This is a genomic window from Staphylococcus pasteuri (assembly GCF_030547725.1).
In the GTDB taxonomy this organism is placed as follows: Bacteria; Bacillota; Bacilli; order Staphylococcales; family Staphylococcaceae; genus Staphylococcus; species Staphylococcus pasteuri.
The window spans coordinates 47,505-70,875 of sequence record NZ_JAUOQO010000002.1; the positions used below are offsets into that span (position 1 = coordinate 47,505).

The window sequence follows — 23,371 nt, forward strand, 5'->3', positions numbered from 1 at the left end:
AAATTAACTATGCTTTAATTATTTAGATAACTCAGCTAATTTGTTTAAAGTACGTACTAATTGAGAAGTGTAAGACATTTCATTGTCATACCAAGCAGCTACTTTAACTAATTGACGATCGCCAACTGACATTACACGAGTTTGAGTTGCATCGAATAATGAACCGTAAGTCATACCTACAACGTCAGAAGAAACGATTTCATCTTCAGTGTAACCGAATGATTCGTCAGAAGCTTGTTTCATAGCTTTGTTAACGTCTTCTACTGATACGTCTTTTTCTAATACTACTGTTAATTCAGTTAATGAACCAGTTGCAACTGGAACACGTTGTGCACCACCGTCTAATTTTCCGTCGATTTCAGGAATAACTTTACCGATTGCTTTTGCAGCACCAGTTGAGTTAGGGATGATGTTTTCTGCTGCAGCACGAGCACGACGTTTGTCGCCTTTTCTGTGTGGAGCATCTTGAGTATTTTGGTCACCAGTGTATGCGTGGATAGTTGTCATTAAACCTTCGACTAAACCAAATTCATCATTTAATACTTTAGCTACTGGAGCTAATGAGTTTGTAGTACATGAAGCACCAGAAACTACTGTTTCAGAACCGTCTAATTCTTGGTGGTTAGTGTTGTAAACGATTGTTTTTAAATCGCCTGTAGCTGGAGCTGAGATTAATACTTTTTTAGCACCTGCGTCAACGTGAGCTTGTGCTTTATCTTTATCAGTATAGAAACCAGTACATTCTAATACTACGTCGATATCTAAGTCTTTCCAAGGTAATTTGCTTGCATCTGGTTCGTCGAATGATTTAACTTCTTTACCGTTAACGCGGAATCCACCGTCGATAACTTCTACTTCACCAGTGAAACGTCCTTGCATAGTATCATATTTTAATAAATGAGCTAACATATCGTCATCAGTTAAGTCGTTTACTGCTACTACTTCTAAACCTTCAACGTCTTGAATTCTTCTAAATGCTAAACGACCAATTCTTCCAAAACCATTAATTGCTACTTTTACTGCCATTATAATGGCCTCCTTTAAAATGATATTTAAAAAGCTTTGAACTTTTTATTCCTAATTTAATATTACTTTCGCCGCAGCTTCGTCAGTGATTAACACTGTATTCTCAGGTGCAATTGAAAGATAAGCTTTAATTGCTTCTCCTTTAGATTGACCACCTGCTACTGCAAATATAAAGTCTTTGGACTCAAGATCTTCTAATTGTAATCCAATCGTTTTCACTTTATGAACTACATTGCCTTGAGCATCAAAATAATATCCAAATGCTTCACCTACGGCGTGGTGATGTTGAAGTTTTTCTATCACATCTGTATGTGATTGTCGTCGATACGCCATCTTCAGCGCATCACCGATACCGTGTATGGTTACATTTGCTTGTTTTATTTTATCGAGTGTGTGACTAACTGAAGGTTCTAACATTAATGTATTATATGTAGATTCGCTTACGTTATCTGGTACATACAATGTTGTGTAGTAACCACCTGCTTGTTGCGCCATGCTTGATGCGATAGTGTTTGCTTGATAAACCATGTTCTCACCAAGTCCGCCTCTAGCAGGTACAAAGAATACATTAAATGGTAATAAATGAATGGATTCACTTACATAAGCCATTGTAGAACCACCTGTTACAGAAACAATTGCATCTTCATACAATATGCTTTCTAATAACTGACCAGCTTGTCTCCCCATTTCTCTCTTAACTGTTTGTTTCTCGTCAGAATCACCAGGGACAACATGTACTTCTTTTATGTTGTACTTTTCTTTAATAGCTATTGCCATTTTATGGTCATCTGAATAGTGGTTGAAGTAGTCATTCAATTGTTTGATTACTTCTTTACCCTTTTCAGTGATTTCCATACCTGTTGATTTAACATTGATTAGTTCTTGTTTTTTTAATAAATCTGTTTCAGAACGTAGAACTCTTTCCGTCAAATCCATATGTTCACTTAAGCTGCGTCGTCCAACTGGCTCATTTTGAGAAATAGTAGTTAAGATTGAAAAACGACGATACATCTTTTCGACCAAATCTGGAATAAGTTGTTGTTGAGTTTCGATCAAATCTTTCACTACTCGTTCCTCCTCAATATATTTCTAAAGGATGAGTCAATTTTGTTGAATCATAGAGGGTTGACGTTTAAAGTCCCACGTGGGACAAAATCTAACCTCTTTACAATTGCAATAGTACTATTATGCAAATTAAAATGCAAGTAAATCCGCTCAAAATTTTCCAAATATTGTGTAAAGCGATTTCATTCGTTGTACCTACAGTTACGTGAATTTAATCACTTGGTTACAATAATTTATCTTTTTTTGAAAGTTTGTTATGTCATTCAGTGAATTTACTTTAATAAACAATATATTTATAATATTACCCTTTATATTGTGTACTAACCATTCGGTGATATTCTACGATATTCGACATTCATTTCTATTTCTAACACTTTAATTTATAATCTAATTAAATCAATTTCTAAACTAGGAAGAAGGCTTGTTCCATAATGAACAATAATGAAGAAAATAATGTTGAGGTCATCGACCCAACTGACCCTCGTTATAAAGATGAAGAACATTTTCATCAAAATATACAAGATGACTCTAAAAAAAGATATCAAACATATTCATATGGATGTACACACACAGGTTGTGGTTGCACAATGGGTTGTGGTACTTTAATGTTTATTTCTTTCATTATTACAATGATAATTTATTGGCTATTTTAATAAGTTTGGTAATTTTCATAATAGAATTTGTTAATAGAAAAAAACCGATTAAGTCATAGAGTTGTTTACATATAGTAAATGCTCTACATACTTAATCGGCTTTTTATTTAATCGTCTGATTCACTTTTAGATGAACTGCTTTGACTTTGTGAACTTTGAGAATTACTAGATTGTTGTGTGTTACTACGTTGCGTATTATTGCTTGAATTATTACTCTGTGATGATTGTTGTGTGCTAGGTTTAGCTTGAGTACTTTGTTTCTCCTGAGTACTTGGCTTTTCTTGGGTACTTGGTTTTTCCTGAGTACTTGGCTTTTCTTCAGTACTTTGTTTCTCTTGCGTACTTGGCTTCTCTTCTGTACTTTGTTTTTCTTGTGTGCTTTGTTTTTCTTTTGTTTTATTATCTACTTTTGATTTTTGTTGCGTTTTTTGCTGTTGCGTTCTTTGTTGAGTTGAAGGTTGTTGTGTTGTTTGTTGACGTGTATTTTGTTGAGTTTGCTGAGTTTGTTGAGTCTGTTGTTGAGTATTTTGATTTTCTTTAGACTTATCGTCAGAAGATTTTTCTTTTTTATCTTTATCGTCTTTGTCTTTTTTGTCTTTTTTGTCTTTCTGCTCTTGCTTTGTCTCGTTATTAAGGCGCTCATTTGCTTTTTTAGAATGATCTACAAATGAAAATATAGCAAATGCTAGTCCAAATAATAGTAATAAAACAATAATAATACTTATTATTTTAGCGATTCCGCTCATACCTTTTTTGCCTCGATTTTCATAATCATTAAAATCTTGCTTTGACATATTCTCCCTCACTTTAAACATGGAATATTCTATAATATTAAATAAATCTTTATCTTAAGTTGATGAATTGATTCAATCGTTAAAAACATAAGTTAAAATGTTCATTAAGTTTAGCAAATAAATTTATACTTAAACTTATCTTACTTATGATAACATCATAATGAATAAGAAACATCAATTTTAACCATTTTAATATAAATTTAATAAGAACGGTTTGTGATAATAATGAAGAAAATACTTGATGATTCACTGGAATTTGATAAAGAAGAAAAACAAAAAATAACATTAAAAAAGATGCTCATATCAAATGATAATAATCAAAATCATGTTCCTAAACTACGTGAAAGCTTTTTTTATATCATTATCCTGTTGCTATTATTTAGCTTTATATGGATTTTTAATTAGTAATTTCAAAATGTCTTTTTATATTGCATAATATATTTTTCGTTTTTAAGTTAATTTCTGTAAAAAGATGTAATTATCATTTAGAATAGGATTGAAGGTAAAAAAGACCCATACGCTGCTCGCATGGGCCACTACTAAAGGGAGTCAAAATTTACCTTCGCTAGTATATTATGGGGTATACTCATACTAATTAAGAGATGTTTAATTAATTTCCGAAGGTACAAATTTATTATAACTTAACACAAAAATTTTTAAATACGATTATAAAAAAGTCTTTGACATATTGTTGGCTAAAAAATGGATAAATTTTGAATAACTAGAATCACTACTAAGTAATTTATGAATTACAATTTTCAAGTTGAGGTGAAATAATGAAAAATTATTTAATAACTGGTGGAACGGGTATGGTTGGTTCGCATTTAGTAAACGAAATTAAAAAGTCAAATGCCCATATAACAATTTTAACTAGACATGATGAACAATCTAATGATACTAAGGTTTCTTATGTAAATTGGGCTAAAGAAGGTTGGGAAAATAACGTTCCAGATATAGATATTGTCATTAACTTAGCAGGCGCTACACTTAATAAACGATGGACTGAAGATTATAAACAGACTTTGATGTTAAGTAGAATTCAATCTACTCAAGCACTAGTTGATTTGTTTAAAGAAAGAACACATAAACCAGAAGTATTATTTAACGCGAGTGCAATGGGTTATTACCCTCCTGACTATCATCATAGTTATACTGAATTATTTAAAACGCTACCTTTCGACTTTTTATCAGATATCGTCTATCAATGGGAAAGATTTGCTCAACAATTTGAATCCTTTGGAACTAGAGTTGTATTAGGTCGATTTGGTATGATTTTATCTAATGATGGTGGCGCACTTCAAACTATGAAATTACCCTATCAATTCTATGTAGGCGGTAAACTTGGTTCTGGATATCAATGGTATTCCTGGATTCATATCGATGATTTAACACGTGCTATTCTATTTACTATTGGTAATGAAAAAGCATATGGACCATTTAATTTAACTGCCCCTATTCCTGAACGTCAAAATCTATTTGGCTATACATTAGGTCGAGCTATGCACAAACCTCATGAAACATGGGTGCCAAGTTTTGCTATGAGATTAGTTTTAGGTGAAATGTCAACTGTAGTATTAGATACACAAAAGGTATTACCAAATAAACTACAAGCACTAGGTTTTAATTTCATGTATAATAATCTTAAAAGTGCACTTGATGATTTAGTTAATAAATAAGATAAGAGGTACATCTATGAAGAACTCTCAAAACAATCGATTAACATACATTTTACTCATTATAGCAGGCGTTATTTGTTTAATTAACGGCGTACTTGCGTTTGACCATTCGATTATTATGATATCACTCTCTTTACTTTTTATGATTATAGGTATAGGTGTTTTATATTTTTCAATTCGTGGATTGAAAAATGAAATAAAGAAACCCAACAACAAAGCACGTTATAATAAATAAAAATGACACTCAATCAAAGTCGCACTTTGATTGAGTATTTTTTAATTAAAAAAGGTGTCAGAACAATTGAATTTGTCCTGACACCTTTTAGAATATCATTTGTTAAAAAGTTATTGTGTAATGAATTATTGTTTACCTTCTGGTTCCATTACTTCATCAACTAAACCATATTCTTTAGCTTCTTCTGCAGTTAAGAAGTTATCACGATCTGTATCTTGTTGAATTTTTTCAATAGATTGACCAGTTCTTTCAGCTAAAATACGGTTTAATTTTTCACGTGTTTTTAAGATATGGTTAGCAGCGATTTCAATTTCAGTTGCTTGACCTTGTGCGCCACCTAATGGTTGGTGAATCATTACTTCAGCGTTAGGTAAAGCAAAACGTTTACCTTTAGCACCTGCAGCTAATAGGAATGAACCCATTGATGCAGCCATACCAATACAAATAGTTTGTACATCTGGTTTGATGTGTTGGATTGTATCATAAATCGCAAAACCAGCTGTTACACTACCACCTGGTGAATTGATATATAAGTAAATATCTTTCTCTGAGTCTTGTGCTTGTAAGAATAATAATTGTGACACGATAGAGTTTGCTACATTATCATCAATTTGTGATCCTAACATAATAATTCGGTCTTTTAATAAACGTGAATAAATATCATACGCACGTTCACCGCGGTTTGTTGTTTCAATAACTGTAGGAATTAAATTCATTTATATTTCCTCCTTGTAATAACTGTTAATCCTAATTTTAAACTAAAAGTCAAAAATGGTCAAAAATAAAGCTCTTTAGCTTAACTTGTTCATTGACGTTAAGTTAAATACTTTTGTACACTAGAAATAACTATTTTTGATTGTACTTATTTTAATTGATTTAGTACAGAAATAAGCTTTATATCTTTACCCCTCGTAGTGTAATGGATAACACATAAGATTCCGGTTCTTAGAATAGGGGTTCGATTCCCTTCGAGGGGGCTAATAACGAAAAATTAAACACTTTTTGAAAATAAGAATCCTATAATGACGGGGTTCTTATTATTTTGTCGTCTAATAAGACACTATATAAAACAGATTTTTAGGGACTTTTCAGGGACCCAAGTTCCAAATAAAAAAACCACACCCAAAAAGGGTATGGTTAAAATAAATTAAACAGAAGATCTATTGTGAGAGATGGAGTATTGAAGCTCCAAAAATAATTATAACATATTGAGAATAAAAAAACATTTATAATTTAACTAGAAATAGAATATAGTAATCTAAAATTAATACATATAATTGAATATAAAAAAAGAGCAGTCCCTTGGACTGCATCTTTAAACGAACAGAATTTTATGAGAACACTTTAAAGTCGAACACTACAATTACATTGGAATGTTCAAATATTAATATACACGATATTTTTACTTTTGACAATACATTATAAAAATACTGTTTTTGGTAATTAATTCGCAAAATAAAATACTCGCACCTTAAAGGCTACGAGTATTTCGTAAATTTTGCATTACTAAAATGCATGGAAAATAACACTCAGTGACATGCTTGAGTTTTACAAAGGGATTATCGTAAGGCTAAGTTCTTTGCATGTAAAAAAATAATAACATAAAAAAAGAGATAATTAAAACAATTATCTCTTTAATGCAAAGTATATGAGGTTATACATGCACATTATATAATACAACAATTAATAATATAATGCAAAAAAACAACACGAAGTATATTAGTTGGTTGTTTATACAGTTATATATCTAAAGAAAATACTATTCCAATATATCACACAATATTTTTTATGTACACATTAAATTTATGTATAAAAAATAAGGCGGTCTATTGACCACCTTAAATGCAAATTGAAATAATCCCTACACTCATTATAGCTTATTTTTGAATAAGTACAATAAAAAAGGTAGCCTTTCGGGCTACCCAGCATAAAGAAAAGATAATAATCGTTTAAAATGGTGATTTTATGCGTGTGGATAATTGGGGAATTATACCACAAATTAAATGTATCACTTATTTAACATTAAAGAAACCCTAAATGTTTTTTGATTGTCATTTTTTCGATTACATTCATAAAAAAACCACGCTCATAAAGAACGTGGCTAGTAGAATATAGTACCGTCTGTGTGTGACGTTATCGTTAAGTGTATTATAACATAAAAAATAGGGCAGTCGCTAGGACTACCCTTGATTGAAAGAAAAAGTGCGTATTTTTATTGGAGTTCTTTGTGATTATATTAATCAAAACTCTTCGTTTATGTTAACATATTATTTCCACTTAATGGAACCCCAATACTTCTCATTTTTAATTTTTTCTTGTTTGTCTGTTATTTTACATAACGCACAATAGAAGTATCCTGAAGATGGATTAGTAGGATATTTGAATTTTGCCCACCAATAGCCATCTTTTTTTGTAATACTAACGAAGTCTACCCATTGATTAGATAACAACCAATCTGAACTTGGTACGACAGAACCTTTCAAGCTTGGACTACGTCTTACTTTGATTGTTGTATTAGTAGTAAATCTACCTTTCCAATTCCATGTGATCTGTTTTTCTTTCTTTTTCTCTTTCGATTTCTTGAGTAATTTAGATTCTGTTTTCTTGTTGCTAAATTTAGGACGTATAAACCACATTTGCGTGTCATATTCGTGTTTACGAAGTGTGACCGTTTCCCAACCGGTTCCATTATTGATTGGTCCACTTGTCCAACCGCCGCCAAAATAGTTTTGTTCAAGTACAACGATGTAGTCGAGTGTTGCCTCAACGACCCAAGCAACATGACCCCAACCATTGCCCATTTGATCTCCCCAAACGACTAAATCGCCTGGTTTAGCTAAAAAGCTAGGTGTATTTTTGAATACTGTAGCCTCATTTTTAAACTTATCTTTATTATAAGTATTAAAAGGAATGTCTTTCGCTCCATTACCTTTAAGTCCATGACCAAATAACTTATCCCAACCTACGTTTGCGTAATCGAAACATTGAAAAGCTGCGTACAAGTCATAATCGTATTGCTTACCTTCTGTAGATTTTAACCATTTTACGAATTCATCACGTGTAAATGATGTCGCACCTTTTTCTACTTTCACTGGTGCAGCTTTGACTTTTACGTTTTGTTTGTAGTATTTAGCTATTAATTTATCGAGATTTGATGTATTTCTGCCATAACCAGACGCTTCTAATGCATTTCCTGGGTCTTGTTTATCTGCTTGAATATCTTGATGTCCTGGCATTCTAGTTTTGTAATCAATATGCCAATACTCTGCAAGATATGCTAATACTCTAGCACCATTGTCTAACGCTTTTCTACTACGTTCTCTATCACTGAAATAACATATTTCAACACCTATCGCTACATCGTTAGCGTCTTTGTTGTACCAAATGTTATCTGTAGGCGCGTCATAAAGCACGTGCCAAGCTTTCTCTGTCGTCGGTATACAAATGATACATTCTTTATCATCAACGAATATATGCGCGCTAGCTACACTGTTCCAAGGTATATTATAAGTATTCTCATAATAAGTCACATTCGATTGCGCAGTTGTGTTGATATTACCTGTATCATGCGCAACGATGAACTGAGGTTTACCACCGTCCATTGTTTCACCATAACGTCGTGTACCTTTAGTTAATAATTGGTATCTTACTTTAACGCCTTTCCAATTCTCTGTAGCCATTAATAACACTCCTATTTTAAATTATTTTCTTTTAAGTATTCTTCTTGTGCTTTTGAATGCGAGTGAATCACATACGTATTTTTATAGACACCGTATACCGCAATTACAAAAGGCACTATTGACGTAGCGAAATTTTGCCATGCGTCTAACTTTTCGGGCATTAAAAAAGGAACTTCTATACCACTCGCTTTTAATGCAAGGTATAAAGCACCTAACATACCACCAAATAAGCCAATATATTGTTTTAATTTATCTGAAGTCATTTGATTATCTCCTTTTGAGTAAAATAAAAAGCCGACGTAACACGCCTACTTTACTTAAATAATATAGGTGCTAACCCAACTGCTGCAGTGAGTAAACTAAACACACCACCTACAATTGCAGTTGCTATACCTACATTAAATGTTTGCTTTTTACTTATAATTTGACCAAAGTTTTCTAATTGATCGTCATGACCTTTAACTTTGTATTTTAGTTCGTTAAACTCTGTACCAAAAGTACTTATTGTATCGCTAATTTTTTCTAAATGACTTTCTTGTTTTTTCTGTGATTCATAGGTTTGTTGCTGTATTAAGGTTTGCTTATCCACTTTATTATTCAAACTATTAATTGCCTCAGTTTGTTTCCTATCATTCTCATTAATACGTTCATAAATTTTACCTGTATTACGCTCCCACTCGTGACGCAACACATATTTTTCATCGTTTTCGGACAACGCCAATCACTCCAAGCATAGCAATCATAATGTTAAGCACTGCAAGTGTGGAAAATTGCAGTGGTGTCAGCCAATTAATAGCGTGGAATATACTTGCTGATGTCATTAAAAAGTAAAACAAACCATTTCCTGCACCGCCAATCAAAATTAAATAATTGAATGTATTATTAATTTGATGCTTAGGTAAGAAAAAAGGAGCGATAATTAGCATTAAGCTAAAAACCATACCTAAAATGCCCCATATCCATATAGGCATAATATCGTGAAGCGCTATATAGAATTGTGAGTCATCTAGTACGTCTTCTTGTTCTTTTGTCCAAAAGAAACCTCTTTCGAACATGAGTAGTCCAACACCCATATAAAGAATAACTTTATGGATATAATCAAAGTATGTTTTTTTCATAAATTCACTCCTATTCTGTGTCAGTATAACTAATGTCAACAACTTGTTTAGCTACTTTAATAGTCAACAATTCTTTTGCTATACCAAATTCATAATTTAGTTCATTCAAACTGTTTAGACGTTGAGCGAGCTTTTCTGCTTTCTCTTGTTCGTCAATCTTATATGCTGCAGATGTGTTAGTGCTTGGGAAGAATTGCCCACGATAATCAATACTGAGTGCATTTTCTACACCTTCACTGTCTACTTGTACCAAAATATAATTTTCTTTTTTGTTTACTACTTCATTTGCCATAACTGATTCCTCCTAAATTTGTGTATAAAAATAGTGCTAAGGATTACTCTTCCTCAGCACTTTGTTTTGGTTGGTTTTGTTCTTGTATGATTGCTTTAAGCATTGCGTTTTCTTTAGTTAGATTTGCAATTTCCTGTGTAAGATAATTAATTGTAAGTTGTGGATTAGCTTGTAATCCTTGATTGTTATTTTCCATTGATTTGTTCCTCCAAGTTTTGTACTTTTTCATTTAATTGTTGTATAGCTTTTATTGAATAAGATAGCATTTCATTAGTATTCACGCCATTTCCTATAACAAATTCCTCAGGCGTATTATAGCCGTCGCCTATAATAGGACCATGATGAGTTGTTTTATCTAAATCTTCCTTATATTTATAACTATATAAATCGAGATTATTCACAAGAATACTTAATGCATCGAAATTCCAATATTCTATGTCTTCTTTATATTCAACTCTTGACGCTTTTATAAAGTCACTTGCTTCAATAGGTCTGTACCCAATATTGCCTCCGTTATATAACAAGTTATTTGTTACTCTTAATTTATCAGTCGAAACACCAATATAGAGATTACCACTTAACGTTCTGATTGACCCCGCACGTATCTCGTTTGCAGCAAGTCCTTGATAATTTGGGTTGCCATTGTTATAACCTGAACGATCAGTTATACGTAATTCTCCACCATTATTTACCAAGCCATATAAATTTGTGCCTTTAGCCCACCAATCGCCTAAGAAATTACGAGCATAAAAGTCACCAGTACCGATATTACCGTCTTTGTCAGTTGCATATACATAGTTAGATTTTGGTGACTTATCAAAACGTATACCTGAACCAAAATCATAAGGGCTGTTGTTCGTACCAGTAATTAAACCATACGATAAAACCCCATCAGTATCGGCTCCAGTATCATTGTTTTTAACCCAAAATCTAAATTCATTTGTACCAGTTCTATTGTCTTTCATCGGTCTGATATAGACTGAGCTTGTTTGACTTTCTATGTTAACAGTTAAGTTTGAATCTAAAATAACACGACTGTTATCACTCGCTAATGCAACTGCACCGTATGTTGAATGTAATGTCACACCACGAGACGTTTCATTGTATCGTTGCGAATGGAACTCTAAAGTACCAGCTGTTTCATCTCCTGCACCTGCAAGCATAGTAGAAAGGCCTTTTTCCGTTAAATACAAGTTATAGCCTGTCGTGGTATTAGATACTTGTATAGTACCTTTATTCATACCTAATTTCAGTTTTGCAGTATCTGTGATGTTTGCCCACGTACGAGTGAATGAGCCATAAGATAATATAGAAGTATTACGAATATCTATATATTCAGAGTTGTTTCCACCTCGAATACCTAAATTATTTACATTGATATCTAATCCTTCTTTAGATAGGTTTAATCGGTTTACAACTTCATCTTTACCAACTTTATTATTTAAAGTTTGAGTAACCACATTAAAGTCTTTGTTAACTGTGATATCTACTCTATCGCCTTTTAACTTAATACCATCTTTACCAATATTCATTAACTGGATTGCACCATTTTCGTCATAAGTAAATGTCATACCAGTAGCAACATTGTTCGTGAAGTCAGATATGACTTTAGATAAAGTTTTCTTACTAGAGTTAAATTCTTCTTTAGTTGCGCGTTGTTGTATATCTTTACCGTTTTGACTGATAGAAGTATTCATATTGGTAAGTTTGGTATCTGTTTCTTCCGGTGCTATATCATAATCAGTTGGAATAGTACCTTTTTCAAATTTAATTTTTGCATTTCTGATATCATCTAACGTCATATCTGTGTTATCAGAATATCTGAATAACATTTTAATTTTCTCTACACCAGTATCGAAATTGTAATTTAATGTGTCCGATAGCGTTGAAAAACCACTACTTTTAATTAATGCATTATTCACATCATACTGATAAATAGACATCTGTAGCGTTTTATTAGCTATAGGTTTGTTGATTTTCATAATATAATTATCAAGCGCTGTTACTGGTATATAATTAATATTTCTTATTCTTGTTGTGGATGACCCAGCAGGCGCACCTGTAGATGAAACATAAGTACCAAATTCTAAATTGTCATTTGCTAAATAGTTTCTTCCACCTACTTTTAAATTACGATACTCACTCAAACTCACTTTATCACTTATCTGATTACTCAACTGTTTACGTTCAGAATCTGCACTATCCAACCGTGTTACAATACCATTCTTATCCGTTTGGTAATCAACACTTTTAACGTAAGACTTTAATTGTTCTGCCGTGTCATCGTGTGAGGCTTGTACGGCTTTTGCTATAACATCAGGTGTACCAATCATATTGTTATTACTATCTACCGTTAAACCAAACTTACTTGCCACTTTATTCAATGCATCATTAAATTTCTGATCAGTATATTGTGATTGAAGTAATTGCAATCGTTTATCTGCAGAAATCTTCGCATTTTGTAACGCTTTATATAAATCTTGTAACTTTTGTCTATACGTTCCAAATTGGACTTGTATATCAATTAAAGCTCCAATTGTGGCAGTATCAGACGTTATTGCATTTAAGCCAGTTTGAATACTTTGGAATATATTATCTACATTATTTAATTCAGTTTGTAGTTTCTCTTTTAAATCTGTATCGACTAAATATTCACTGTTTAAAACCGAGTATGTTTCGTCCATTAACTTACTATGTTGTATAGCTAAATTTTCAAATGCATTTTTAATGCTATCGTATAATGCTTTTTCTCTTGTTACACCACCGATTTTTTCTACATCATCAACGGTTTCATTTAACCATTCACCATTCCAATATCTTCTTAATACCGCAACATTAGGATTGCTTGTATCGTACCAAAGCATGTCATTAACTGGATTATCTGGTGGCGTATCTTGCTTAAAAATTTTACGTTCATAATATTCTAATTGACCTGACACAACATCATTCACAATAGTATTGATATTCGATACATTGTCATTCAACTTTTTGCTTATATCAGCAAGTTTTTTATTGAATATATCTCTTAAGTTATTTTCTTCATATTCGACTACGTTACCAAATTTATAGCTACTTTCCTCTGTGAGTAAATCATAATCAACACCAATGACTTCTGCCTCTATATAAAGTGGTGGTCTGAAATCTCTATCCTTAATACGTACTGTGTCATGTAGCGAAACGACCATTTCTGGATAATATCGATGAATATCTGTTGAAGTAATATCATAACTGATTGCCGATTTATTACGTTTATTCAGTTCTGTTTTAGCGAGTGTGGTTAAACGCTCATCAGTCATATTACTATCGTCTGATTCAGGCTCATACACACTCCATAGATAACGCCCAGGCAATCCAAACTGTGCCTGAGCGTCGTCATCTGTAAGTATTTTTTCTAGTCTTTGTCCAGTGTCGTTTTCAGGACCAATCGCATATAATGCAGTCCGTACTTCTGACATATCAACGGTACGCGTCATACCTGTTAAGTCTTTACCTTTAGTAATCTCTTTACCTTTAAATAAGCTAACGGGTTTCTTAAGTGTTACATATCTATGCTCAACTGTATGTGAGCCAAGTTCTATTGAATAATCTGCTACCATATTATACGTTGTGCATAACATGTTGATAACTTCATACGGCGTTGAATAAGATGTCCATGATGTTGTTCTCATACCACCATGTTCAGTGTCATCTGACATTTCCCAACCAGTATTACGTAGCGTTTCATTTAAGGCTTGATACGTGCTATACGAACTATATTTCCCAGGTTTAATTGGACGTGATTTATCGATATCTTCTAAATATGATGCATTACTTTCTACATCAGTCGTTCCGTCAAAGTTATCCACAACATGAGAAATAATAAACTCACGATAAATACCATTATTATCTTGTGCAATCAATCGATTACGTTCACGTAAATTTTCGGCACGATCATTCAACATTGTGAAATCAAACGTTTCTGATTTTTCTTCGGCGTTAGTACTCATCACTGCATTTAATAACACGCCATCATCACGACTAATATAATCTATAATTTTGTCGTTAAAATCTAAAATATGGATACCTGTATGTTTCAATTCGTCACCTCCTTATAAATATCTATCTTGCCAATAAACGGTAGTATCAAAAGTTTTTTCTGGATAGATGATACATTCGTTATAACCACTATTGATATTAAAAAAATCACTACCAAACGTTTTTAAATCAAGTGATGGATCTTCATTAATCGTCACAGTTTTATCTTGTGTATTAATGTTAATCACATCACCTTTTTTAATTATCATGTCACGTGCTTTAGGCGGTTTAGGTAATTTCTCATGAGTGTAACTACCTAAAATATATGTTGGCATATGATAATTCGTACCGTTTTTTGCAGTATAAACACTTACGGCCGCGATAGGACGTTGATAAAATTTACCACTGTCTTCCCATTGTTTTTCATTTACATCAACTGGAATAACACGTTTAGGGTATTCGAGCTCTTTATATTTCCATGTTTTGATTTTAAAGGTTGTACCTACACGTTCTAATCGCATGTATATAACGATGTCATCCCATTTATAAAACATAGGAGAGTTCGTATATTCGTATATCTTTTTCTGTTGACCTAACTGGTCAAATAATGTAATTACAATACTACCAATCGCTTGGCTTGCTCTAGCATTTCGGTAGCCGATACTTGCAATTAGGCGATTATCTGTATCGTATAAGTATTGAGCAAAATGTGTAGAACCTTTATTTTTTTGATTCACATGAATTTTACAAGTGGAAACAAAATCTTGTGCAGACTTACCAAAACTATGCTTATACTCTGCGCCATTCCAACCTGATGTAGCCGTAATTGTTTCTTGTTTCAACATAAACGAATCATTCGAACTGCTTAACATCATTCCACCACCAGTTGTCCCACCAGTATAACCATCTATATTAGTGCTTGCTGTTTGCTTAGTCCAACCCGTAAAAGCACGCATTTCGTTATCCCAAAGCGTTGGCGTGTAATCTTCTACTGTTTTATCTAAGTCATCATCGCCAATCATGAAATAATCTTCATCGTTTTTAGTGATCATATAATAACTAGCATTCTGTAATGCAGTAGCTTGTACAATAACTGGACTATCTGCTGTACCTGTACTAACCACACTAACTTGGTCTGAGATAGCCGTGTTCTTTGTACCTTCAACTGCATATTTGTAAGGGTCTGCTAATACAACGTTAATCTTGAATGACCAAAAACCAATACGGTCTTTGTCTAATTCGATGGGTCCTTCTATATATGCATTCCAATACCAATCTTGAGATGTGAACTGTAACTTAACTGGGTCATCATAATTGAAAAATCGTACGACTTCATTTAATACATCGTCTAACTTTTTCATACCGCCATGTGATAAATAATCATTACGTATGATAAGAGGTAATTCAAAACGATATTCTTTTAAATTTCTACTTTTTACAATGCTTCCTGGTCTCCCAGCTATTTCTTCACTTTCAATAGCAAAATTAAAAGAGGGTATTTCAAACCCTCTTTCGACAATCAACCATGGAAGTGTTTTATCATTTACTTTTATTGTATCAAGCATTATCTAACCTCCCACTGGTTTAAAATTTGCTTTTCTTGATTTCTGTCTTTCGTATTTATCTATACCTTTAAAAATTTGTTTTTCGTTTGCAAACTGATCAATGACAGGTTCAAAATCTTTATCTGCAATGTCTTGATTGCTACGTGCAAGTTGCATCAATAGTGAAATCTGTTGTTGTTGTCCCTCAATCATCTTAAGCAACAATTCAGTATCGTTGTTATTAGTTGATACACTCTTACCACTGAATGCACTAGGACGTTTATTACCTTTTGATTTAGAACCTTGAATGTCTTTAGCAGCAAGTGCTAGTAATTTCATAGCGTCAGTACGACGGTTTGGATCAGTTGGTATTACCCACTCTGGGTATCCACCTTCTGCGATGTTGTACCAACCGGAATTTTTGATTAAGCCTCCTGTAGCAAATCTACGATGTCCACTAGGCCCCCAACCTGAACGTCCATAAGGTAAATCTCTACGCCAATTTGAGTTATTGAAGAATGCTAATAATTGATCGTAACCATTTTTAATATTTTTATGACCTCTTACTGCATAACTTCTGAATGTACTAGGCACATATTGAAGTAATCCTTGTGCAGGTGTACCACGTAAGTTGTTTATATCACCAATATTACCTTGAGTAACACCTGCATTACCATTTGACTCACGTTGAATTTGAGCGATGATACCATTCAATTCTCTTCCTGAAAGGTTTACTTTCATGCGTTTAGCGGCACGTCGAATATCACCTCTCCATTTGGAAGCAGCCTTATTTTGACCTCCACCGCCACCACCATTATGTTTTTTCAACCAACTTGTAGGGTCAAATGCTACACCGTTTCGTTGCATTTCATAGTGTAAATGAAGTCCAGTGGAACTACCTGCACCTGCTCCATCTTCGCCAGGATTACCACCAGAAATACCCAAATAGGTACCTGGTCGCACTTTTTTAGTTCCATTAAACGCTAGTTTATGTAGATGTCCATAAATAGATTTTAAACTACCGTTCGTTATTTCTACGTGGTTTCCAAAACCACCACTCCAACCTCTAAAGGTTTTAGCTGTACCTGACATCGTTGAGTAGACTTTGTCATGTTTATAGTTAATATCTAAACCGTGATGCGGTCGAGGGAATGGATACCCAGCTTTTGCGGCTTCAGCAGCAGTTCTTGCAAATCCAAAGTTGATACCTTTGGATAAGTCAATGTAACCACCGTCGCCCCCACCACTATCTTCTAGCCATTCTCCAATTTTTTTAGTAGCAGCTTCTTTAAGTTTTTTAAACATACCAGTCATCATATTGTATGGTAGTTCGGCGGCCTTACTTATACCGAAACTATCCTTACTAATACCAAAACCTTGAAGGACTTTATTAAGTAATTTCCCTGGATGTTCTATGTAGTCCAACACATCACCAACAGATTTTTTAAGCCAGTCTTTACCTTTACCTGCAGTTTCTAGTGTTTTATCTACAATAGCTTTTCCGCTTTTAACAACCTTACCTGTGATCGCACTGGCTTGTTTACCAACGTTTCCTGCAGTTTTTTTAGCATTTCCTATAACATCACCAACTACATTTTCTCCATGCTTATGTTTTTTAGGTTTTTTACCTCCACCAAGCAAATTGAAACCTGTACCATTTGCAAAACGTGGTAATGTCCCAGTGGAGAATTGATGATTATTTTTTAATAGAGAGTGTGTCTGTTTACCATTTAATACTGAACTACCTTTAGGTAAATAAGTTGTAGTATCTCGATTAGGTGTGATTGCAGTTTTCCCGTTAGGATAGCGAATCATTTCATGACGGAAACCACCTGGACCATTTCCTCGACCTTTATCTCCAACTGTAGCAAGAGTATCTCTGTTTATTTTGCCGTTAGTTACAACATTTTGTGTATGAGTTGAAGTCGTACCAGTGTGAAGTTTAATCGATGGTATTTTAGGCATACTTAATTTTTTACCTACCCAGTTAACACCACTGATCAATTTATTTAATCCACCTTTTACTCCGCTGACCATACCGCCAATATGACCTTTGATTCTACCAATCAATGTTTTTAATCCACTGGCCATATTTCTGAATGTATTTCTAACACTGCTCCATAAACTTTTTGCAAGACCAGTAACAGAGTTTTTTATACCTTTCCATTTAGAAATCGTATCACTTTTCACTCTACTGAATGTGCTACTTGTACCGCTTTTTAAACGGTTCCATGTATTTTTTACGCCACTCCAAAGATTTTTAGCGTAATTCACCACAGAATTTTTGATATTTTTCCAAGTCTTAGTAAGCCAGCCACGTAGTTTACCAAAGATTGCTTTAGTGATATTCCATGTTGATGTAAAGTTGCGTTTAACTCCGTTATATAAACTTTTAGCAAAACTAACCACTTTGTTTTTAATATAACTCCATACTTTAACAGAGAAATTTTTAATATTATTAAATACACGTTTCACAAAGTTCCATGTACCTGTAAACGCACGTTTTACACCATTATAAAGGCCTTTAGCTAAAGCAATAACCTTATTCTTAATATAAGTCCATACTTTGACTGTAAAGTTTCGAATACCAGTAAATATCTTTTTAACTATACCTGATAAACTTGTGAAAGCTCTTTTTACACCTGCACCTAAAGCTTTTGCTAATGCAACGACTTTATTCTTAATGTAATTCCACGCTGCTATAATCCAACTTCTTAAAGCGCCAATGATTTTACGAACACCATTTGAAAGTGCTCTAATTGCTCCAATCACACTGTTTTTTATAGCATTCCATACACGTATAGAAACGCTTTTTATAACGTTCCAAGCGCTTGTAACAAATGCTTTTAAACCACCAATAATGGCTTTTGCTCCTGCAATGAAAGCACGAATGATAGCCAATACACTGTTCTTAATAGAGTTCCATATTGCTATTGAAACAGTTTTAATTGCATTCCATACCGCAGTAATTACGGCTTTCCACATTGCAAAGGACGCTTTCATCATAGTGAACCAAACTCTAATAATCGCCATTACACCATTTTTTATGGCATTCCAAATAGCAATTGATACATACTTAATACCGTTCCACACTGCAGTGATGACTGTCTTCCACATACCGAAATAAATTTTAACGGCAGTAAGCCAACCTTGAATTATTAACATGACCGCAGTCTTGATACCAGTCCATGCGAGAATTGCGCCCATTTTAATAGCATTCCATACTGCAGTGATAACTAGTTTTAATGATTGAATTGGATGTAGTACGGCTATTTTAATAGCATTCCATGCTAATGTGGCTGATGTTTTCATTAATCCCCATATAACCATCGATGCCGTTTTAATTCCATTCCAAATACCGATGATGTAAGGTTTAAGGAATCCAAACACAGATATAGCAGTATTTTTTATGGCATTCCAAGCAGAGATAACGAAATTACGAAAAGTTTCATTGTTTTTCCATAGATATATAATACCTGCGACTAAAGCACTAATAGCAGTAATAACTATACCGATTGGACCTGTCATAAACCTAATAGCTAGACCCAAACCTCGAGTAGTTAATGCTGCCATTTTTGTAGCAATAGAATATTTACCTGTCATTATGGTTGCTAACGAAGTGTTTCTAGCATTTAATATTTGTGCTAATGCAAGAGCTCGTGTAACACCTGTCCAAATAGCCATCGAAGTTTTAGTTACATTTACTATAGCATTATATGCACCTGTTACCAACGATGCGCCACCAACTACTGTTCTATATACTCCCCACATTGGTAGAATTGCAGCTAATGCACCACCGACGGCTGTTAAGACACCTGTCATTAGTCCCATTGTATTGTTAGCCGTAGCACCTTTAGCGATAAACCCTGTCAATGCAGTAGTTATTCTTAACATTACTGCGCCAACTGGTGCCATACCTTTAATTAATCCTACAATAATAGATCCAATATTTTTAAGCAATTGCCAAACAACTGGACCATTCGACTCTAAGTATTTTAAGAAGTTTTTAAAACCTTCTGTGTTTTTTAAGTTCGCCGCCCAATCTTTAAACGATTGTGTCACACCTTGCATGCCTACTAGCACATTATGTGAATGACCACTAAAAGCACTAAATAAACTGATAATTCCACTAAACACATTACCAAAAATTTGACCAACAATTGGCAAGTTCGTTTTAGTGTATTGAATGAATTGAGCTATACCTTTATCTGTACTTGTGCTATTTGCCCAAGCATTAAATTTATTAGCTAGACTTTCAATACCTTTACCTGTCCATGTAAATAATGGTCCAAACTGTGTAAACATGTGGGTGATACCATCTCCCACTTTCATTGCTGCATTTAATAAGTTTTGGAATATCGGCGGACCTATATTATTAATGAGTTTGAATGCATTGTTTGCATTATTAGATGAGTTAACCCAATCACGCATTCTAGCAGATGCTTGAGCTATTTGACTTGTGGTTTTTGAAATGAATGGTGTAAGTCTTGTTAACGCAATCTTAGCGATATTAATACCATTAGCCATAGTATTAAAGATATCTGCTTGATTAGCTTGCACTAAACCTTTCCATTGATTTTGCAAACTATTTAAAACTGACTGGTAATTTCTAACTTCTGCAGTTGCTCTCAATTCACCATCTTCAAGCATTTTCAACGCAGTTGTAGCTTGGCCACTAAATGCAGTTATTGCACCTAGCGCAACACCATAAGCACAACCAAGCCCAATAGCACCACCTGCAGCAGCAGTTGCAGCGCCACCAATACCAGACAACGCACTTACGGCACTTCCCGCTATTGGAATGATGGTACTAATATTTGATATTAAACCACCAAAGCCTATACCATTCACAACATAACCGACGTTTCTAAAGCTATTACCTATTTTATTTATTTTAGCGTTTACTTCTTCCCAACGTTGACTCATAGCTGTTAATGCAGGTCCCATGCCAAAGAATTTCGTTTGTTCTCTATGAAATTCTCGCATTTCTGATGTAGTTTCATCTATTCTATTTTGTAGAACATTGTAAGCCATTGCTTGTTGATAAACTTCTTTTTCAGCTCTGTCTAATTTCACGGGTAGTTGACCAACTTCACGATTTAAACTAGCGTAAGATCGTTCTGCTGCGTTAGCTTCTTTCTTAGCTGTATCCATTGCAGATTTTGCACTTGCCATCGCTTGTTGATTTGCTTTACTAAAATTTTGTAATTCATTCTTAGCGTTGGCCGTTGCTATTTTAGACTCATTTAAATCATGTTTAGCACTATCTACAGATTTTGAAAGACTTACATATTGTGTTTTAGCTTTAGTTAACTGATTGCCTAATGCCGTTAGCTCTTGTTTGCTTGCTTTACCTGACTTACTTAATTCATTGAATTCATTTTGCAAATTGTCGACAGAACTTTTAGCATTTTTCATTTTGGCACTTAATGCTGTAACAGTATTTTGCATTTCTTTCTGTGATACTTGAGCAGACTGAACATTTGCTTTATGTTCTTTCAACTCATTGTTCAACTTGTCATAAGAATCAGCTAAGGTCTCATAACTTTTTTTAGCTTTTTGAGCGTTACGTGCTGATTCTTCAAGCTTATCTGACATGGTTTCTTGTGCACGTCTTAACTGATCTAACTTCTTCTGTGCTTGTTCACTCGCTCTACCTTGTTGAGTAAGTGTTTTGTTAAGTCCTTCAATTTCAGTTTCGTATTTTTCTACTGATTTTTCGGCTTTATCGAAACTTGAAAGGTTCTTTTTCATTTCTGCATCAGTAGTTTGTAACTTACGCTTTAAATTGGCCATACCGCGATCAATATCTGATGTATCTAGGCCTAAATCAATCGTAAAACCTTTAATTTCATCTGCCATTCAACTCACTCTCCTTTCTTTAGAAATAAAAAAAGAGAGCCTAGCTTGAAGCTCTAGGGTCTTTACCTGTTATAGCTCCAATTAGGCTCTCGTTTTTACCAACTTTCTTCGTTTTAGATTTCTTCTTATTATTCATAATGCGAAGTAACTGATAAATATCTGTGTTGTCAATCTCAGGCATTTTCCAACCATTTTCCATCAACTCTTTATAAAGCGTATCAAGATATTCTGATTGTTTTTCATAAGTGAAATCTTCGGGCTTTAAACGAGAGTCATCTATTTCGTTGTCTTTCCCTCGTCACCTAAGATACCGCCTAATTGTTCCATTGCAACCGTGATAACTTCACGTGCATCAATTCCATCTTCAAACTCTTCTGCAGTGAATTGACCATCATATAAGTCATTTGCAATAAAGCTATATAATTTGTCTAGTAAGTTATCGTCAAATTCGCCGCCATCTTGTTCTAATTTTTGGAATTCTTTACCTAAATTGAAACCTTTACGTGCAACACTACCTTTAATAAATGCAGGTGCATGATATTTTTTCACTTCTCCATTTTCATCGTATAATTCAATAAATTTTTTAACTGCCATAATTTATATTCTCCTTTTCATCGGGTTTTCTTTTAGACCGAATAATTAGTTTTTATTTTTGTATACAAAAATAGACGACCGAAGTCGTCTATAAATCAATTATGCTGTTGGTTCAGTTGCTTCTGCATCTGTAGTAGATTCACTTGCAGTACTATCAGAAAATGTTGATGTACTTAAAGGTTCAGCTGTTGTTTGAACCGTATCAAACGTTTTACCGAAGATTGAATTGAAAATCGTGTCACGACCTTCAGTTTTGCCTTGGTCATCGTAAGCCATAACCACTGCTAACTCTTCATCGAATCCATCAACTTTACGTTCCATGAATTGACCTTCGATTTCATCTGAACCGAATTCAACACCATCTTCTTTAGTTTGTCCTTCTTTGTTTGGTCGTGTGAATACACCTTTTGATAATCCAAACCACTCTTGAGAGCCATCTTCCATTGTACGTGGGATAGCTACGGCTGTATAAGTAATACCAGTTGATTTACCAAAGCCATAAACTGATTTATTTGTTTCGTGTTCAATTAATCCTAATAAGTCTTTTTGAACATCAATTGGTAACTTATGGAAAGTTAAAGATAATTGTGTTTCACCTGCTGATTTTGCAATTTCAGCAACCTTGTTAGAACCATAAGCTTTTTCTAATTCTTCACCAAATTCAATAGAAAGCTCTTGAACATAATCAACTTCTTTAATACCTGAAGTTTTAACTGTTCCATCACTTTCTTCTTGTAATACTGCATAGTACATTTTTCCTAAACCTGTAGCGGCATTATATCTACCCATTTAAATATCCTCCTTAAATTTTTGCATTA

Annotated in this window: 19 protein-coding genes and 1 tRNA gene; 4 read left to right on the top strand and 16 right to left on the bottom strand. The window is 33.7% G+C overall.

Going from position 1 to position 23,371, the window contains the following annotated elements; translation table 11 throughout:
• Nucleotides 1–18 precede the first annotated feature (18 nt).
• Both gap and Q4528_RS02235 read right to left on the bottom strand, forming a co-directional pair.
• Nucleotides 19–1,026, bottom strand: coding sequence for a type I glyceraldehyde-3-phosphate dehydrogenase (gene gap / locus Q4528_RS02230; RefSeq protein WP_017636869.1), 1,008 nt, complete (start codon nt 1,024–1,026; stop codon nt 19–21).
• Between the two features lie 51 nt (nt 1,027–1,077).
• Entirely contained in the window at nt 1,078–2,091 is a 1,014-nt protein-coding gene (locus Q4528_RS02235) for a sugar-binding transcriptional regulator (protein WP_029056541.1), read from the bottom strand.
• A 431-nt stretch (nt 2,092–2,522) separates the two neighbouring features.
• On the opposite strand from Q4528_RS02235, the gene Q4528_RS02240 reads away from it, so the two are divergent.
• The gene (locus Q4528_RS02240) at nt 2,523–2,744 is read left to right on the top strand and encodes a hypothetical protein (RefSeq protein WP_017636871.1); all 222 of its coding nucleotides are present in this window, start codon (nt 2,523–2,525) and stop codon (nt 2,742–2,744) included.
• A gap of 107 nt (nt 2,745–2,851) precedes the next feature.
• Here the strand turns inward: Q4528_RS02240 and Q4528_RS02245 are convergent, their stop codons facing one another.
• A complete protein-coding gene (locus Q4528_RS02245) occupies nt 2,852–3,538 on the bottom strand; it encodes a DUF4887 domain-containing protein (RefSeq protein ID WP_017636872.1) in 687 nt (228 codons plus the stop codon).
• A gap of 776 nt (nt 3,539–4,314) precedes the next feature.
• On the opposite strand from Q4528_RS02245, the gene Q4528_RS02250 reads away from it, so the two are divergent.
• On the top strand, nt 4,315–5,214 hold the full coding sequence (locus tag Q4528_RS02250; RefSeq protein ID WP_046466469.1) for a TIGR01777 family oxidoreductase: 900 nt from the start codon (nt 4,315–4,317) through the stop codon (nt 5,212–5,214).
• Nucleotides 5,215–5,230: 16 nt separating this feature from the next.
• Nucleotides 5,231–5,449 carry a hypothetical protein gene (locus Q4528_RS02255; protein WP_029056537.1) on the top strand — a complete coding sequence of 73 codons (219 nt, stop codon included), beginning with the start codon at nt 5,231–5,233 and terminating at the stop codon, nt 5,447–5,449.
• Between the two features lie 125 nt (nt 5,450–5,574).
• Here the strand turns inward: Q4528_RS02255 and clpP are convergent, their stop codons facing one another.
• The gene (gene clpP, locus Q4528_RS02260) at nt 5,575–6,165 is read right to left on the bottom strand and encodes an ATP-dependent Clp endopeptidase proteolytic subunit ClpP (RefSeq protein WP_017636876.1); all 591 of its coding nucleotides are present in this window, start codon (nt 6,163–6,165) and stop codon (nt 5,575–5,577) included.
• Nucleotides 6,166–6,354: 189 nt separating this feature from the next.
• Here clpP and Q4528_RS02265 point away from each other — a divergent pair.
• A tRNA-Arg gene (locus Q4528_RS02265) sits at nt 6,355–6,426 on the top strand.
• A gap of 1,290 nt (nt 6,427–7,716) precedes the next feature.
• Here the strand turns inward: Q4528_RS02265 and Q4528_RS16800 are convergent.
• The 12 genes from Q4528_RS16800 to Q4528_RS02330 all read right to left on the bottom strand — a co-directional run bounded on the left by Q4528_RS16800 (nt 7,717) and on the right by Q4528_RS02330 (nt 23,342).
• Nucleotides 7,717–9,129, bottom strand: a complete 1,413-nt coding sequence (locus tag Q4528_RS16800; RefSeq protein ID WP_072291796.1) for an N-acetylmuramoyl-L-alanine amidase — start codon at nt 9,127–9,129, stop codon at nt 7,717–7,719.
• An 11-nt stretch (nt 9,130–9,140) separates the two neighbouring features.
• Nucleotides 9,141–9,392 (bottom strand): phage holin, encoded by a 252-nt coding sequence (locus Q4528_RS02280; RefSeq protein WP_072291795.1) that lies wholly within the window; start codon nt 9,390–9,392, stop codon nt 9,141–9,143.
• A gap of 50 nt (nt 9,393–9,442) precedes the next feature.
• Complete coding sequence (locus tag Q4528_RS02285) at nt 9,443–9,844, bottom strand: hypothetical protein (RefSeq protein WP_072291794.1); 402 nt, start codon at nt 9,842–9,844, stop codon at nt 9,443–9,445.
• Nucleotides 9,828–10,247 (bottom strand): hypothetical protein, encoded by a 420-nt coding sequence (locus tag Q4528_RS02290; protein WP_072291793.1) that lies wholly within the window; start codon nt 10,245–10,247, stop codon nt 9,828–9,830. Before Q4528_RS02290 ends, Q4528_RS02285 begins: the two co-directional genes overlap by 17 nt.
• 10 nt (nt 10,248–10,257) lie before the next feature.
• Nucleotides 10,258–10,539 carry a hypothetical protein gene (locus Q4528_RS02295; protein ID WP_072291792.1) on the bottom strand — a complete coding sequence of 94 codons (282 nt, stop codon included), beginning with the start codon at nt 10,537–10,539 and terminating at the stop codon, nt 10,258–10,260.
• A gap of 43 nt (nt 10,540–10,582) precedes the next feature.
• Entirely contained in the window at nt 10,583–10,735 is a 153-nt protein-coding gene (locus tag Q4528_RS02300) for a hypothetical protein (protein WP_096807831.1), read from the bottom strand.
• Nucleotides 10,725–14,615 carry a phage tail spike protein gene (locus Q4528_RS02305; protein ID WP_072291791.1) on the bottom strand — a complete coding sequence of 1,297 codons (3,891 nt, stop codon included), beginning with the start codon at nt 14,613–14,615 and terminating at the stop codon, nt 10,725–10,727. The genes Q4528_RS02300 and Q4528_RS02305 overlap by 11 nt, the downstream gene beginning before the upstream one ends.
• Nucleotides 14,616–14,627: 12 nt before the next feature.
• Nucleotides 14,628–16,118, bottom strand: coding sequence for a phage distal tail protein (locus tag Q4528_RS02310; protein ID WP_072291790.1), 1,491 nt, complete (start codon nt 16,116–16,118; stop codon nt 14,628–14,630).
• Between the two features lie 3 nt (nt 16,119–16,121).
• Nucleotides 16,122–21,959, bottom strand: coding sequence for a peptidoglycan DD-metalloendopeptidase family protein (locus Q4528_RS02315; protein WP_303520400.1), 5,838 nt, complete (start codon nt 21,957–21,959; stop codon nt 16,122–16,124).
• A 40-nt stretch (nt 21,960–21,999) separates the two neighbouring features.
• Complete coding sequence (locus tag Q4528_RS02320; protein WP_201454198.1) at nt 22,000–22,239, bottom strand: UPF0158 family protein; 240 nt, start codon at nt 22,237–22,239, stop codon at nt 22,000–22,002.
• Nucleotides 22,236–22,553, bottom strand: a complete 318-nt coding sequence (gene gpG, locus Q4528_RS02325) for a phage tail assembly chaperone G (protein WP_029056527.1) — start codon at nt 22,551–22,553, stop codon at nt 22,236–22,238. The genes Q4528_RS02320 and gpG overlap by 4 nt, the downstream gene beginning before the upstream one ends.
• Before the next feature lie 99 nt (nt 22,554–22,652).
• Nucleotides 22,653–23,342 carry a major tail protein gene (locus Q4528_RS02330; protein WP_072291788.1) on the bottom strand — a complete coding sequence of 230 codons (690 nt, stop codon included), beginning with the start codon at nt 23,340–23,342 and terminating at the stop codon, nt 22,653–22,655.
• Between the last annotated feature and the right edge of the window lie 29 nt (nt 23,343–23,371).